The sequence below is a fragment of the Burkholderia sp. Ac-20379 genome (assembly GCF_017104645.1).
Lineage (GTDB): Bacteria > Pseudomonadota > Gammaproteobacteria > Burkholderiales > Burkholderiaceae > Burkholderia.
The window spans coordinates 1-2,172 of sequence record NZ_JAAGPF010000587.1; the positions used below are offsets into that span (position 1 = coordinate 1).

1 protein-coding gene and 1 pseudogene are annotated in these 2,172 nt (G+C 70.1%); both read right to left on the reverse strand.

The window, feature by feature from the left end; all coding sequences use genetic code 11:
• The coding region (locus G3N92_RS32990; protein WP_206131709.1) for an APC family permease at window positions 1-1,578 on the reverse strand (1,578 nt) is incomplete at its 3' end.
• Window positions 1,579-1,753: 175 nt separating this feature from the next.
• Window positions 1,754-2,172, reverse strand: a pseudogene (locus G3N92_RS32995) (hypothetical protein); the annotation flags it as partial.

The window sequence follows — 2,172 nt, forward strand, 5'->3', positions numbered from 1 at the left end:
TAGCGCCGCGCCGCGCGCGCCGGCCTCGATCCGCGCATCGGCCGGCAGCCCGGCCCGCACGCCCCAGTAATAGGCGATCAGCGCCACCGCGCCCACCACCGCGAAATCGTACGGATGCCCGATGATCCCCTTGCCGCCGAACGTGCCGAGATACGAGGCCAGCATCATCATCAGGTAATAGCCGACCAGCCACAGCGAGCTGCGCACCTGGCGGCCGACCGTCATCGTCGCGCCGGCCGGCATGCGCCGCGCCACGCACAGATAGCCCACGTACAGCGCCACCTGCACGCCGAGCAGCCAGCACAGGCTTTGCCAGCCCGTCCAGTAGACGATGAACGTCGCCACCACGAACGACAGCGGGCCGATCACGCCGAGCGCCTTGACGCGGAACGGCCGCGGCAGGTCCGGGCGATGGCGGCGCAGCGCGGCCACCGACACCGGCGCCACCGCGTAGCTGATCACCAGCGAGGCCGACACGATCGAGATCATCGCTTCCCACGACGGGAACGGCAGCGTCCAGAACACCGACAGCGCCAGCGTCAGCCAGGTCGCGCGGCGCGGGATGCCCGACTTCGGATCGACCTTCGCGAACGCGCGGAAGAACGTGCCCGACTGCGACCACGCGAACAGCGCGCGCGGCGTGGCGCTGAAGAAGATGTTGCCGCAGCCCGACGGCGACACCACCGCGTCGATCGCCACCACCACCGCGAGCCAGCCGATGCCGAGCTGGATCGCGATGTCGTGGAACGGCAGCGCGAGCTGATGGCTCACGCCCTGCCAGCCGCCCGCGAGCATCGCCGTGGGCACCGCGCCGATGAACGCCACCTGCAACAGGATGTAGACCACCCCGGCCGCCAGGATCGACGACACCAGCGCGATCGGGATCGAGCGCTGCGGGTTGCGCACTTCGCTGGCCACCGACACGATCGGCGTGAGCCCGAGGAACGCGAAGATCACGCCGCCCGTCGACACCGCCGATTCGATGCCCGCGAGCCCGCTCGGCGCGAACCCGGCCGCGTGGAAATTGGCCGCCTTGAAATGCAGCAGCAGCATCAGGATGATCAGCCCCGGCACCACGAACTTGATGGTGGTGACGATGTTGTTGGCCAGCGCGAAGGTGCGCACGCTGGCGATGTTGAGCCGGAAGAACACCACGATCAGCCCGCACTGCACGAACCAGCCGAGCGTGCTGGCGTTGCTGGTGCCGGGCACGTTCAGCGCCGGCCACCAGGCCGCCGCGTACTGGCGCGCCGCCACCACTTCGAGCCCGACGATGCTCGACATGTAGATCACCGTCATGAGGCCCATCAGGTAGGTCAGCATCGGCCCGTGCGACAGGTCGAGATAGCTGATCGCGCCGCCCGAGCTCGGGATCGCCGCGCCCAGCTCGCAATAGACGAGGCCGAGCGTGAGCACCGCCACCCCGGCGATGAACCACGACGCGATGCCGGCCGGCCCCGCGATCGACGCCACCTGGCTCGCGGCGAACAGCCAGCCGGAACCGAACACGGTGCCGAAGCCGATCAGCGCCAGATCGAATGCCGACAGGCTCTGTTTGAAATGTCCGCTCTCTGACATGGGGTTCTTCTCCTCTCTTCGAATTCGAATCGCTGGCCGGACGGCGCCGGCCGGTATTGCGGGAACGCAGGACGAGCGCCGCCCCCGCGCGGGTCACGGCGCGTCGGTGCGTTCTGCGAATGATTTCCCGGTTGCGACCGGGTTGTTTCGGGTTGCGAAGCGTCGCGGGCGCGCGTCAGGCGTGTCGGCCGAACGCGTCGCCGCCGTCACCGCGCTGGACGCCGCCGTCCAGCAGGCGGTTCAACCGGCGGCAGCGCAGCAGCGCGGCGTTGAAGCTGTAGCACTCGCGAAACAGCGCCATCTGGATCGCGCGGCGGCTCACGTCCAATTCGCGCGCCACGCGTTCGATCCGCCACGCGTAGCCCGGCAGCTCGAACATCGCCTGCGTGAGCGCGAGCGCGAAGCCGTGGCGCGCCGTGCAGGCCGGTTGCGCGCCGAGTTGCGCACGCAGCGCGGCCCAGTCGGGCTCCGTCCCGCCGCCTGCCACGAAGGCCGGCGCGGGCAGCACGATCGCGCCGGCCGCCGCGCCCGAGCGCCCCGGCACCACTTCGATGTCGAACAACTGCTCCGCGGGCAGCCGCGTCAGCCCGCCCG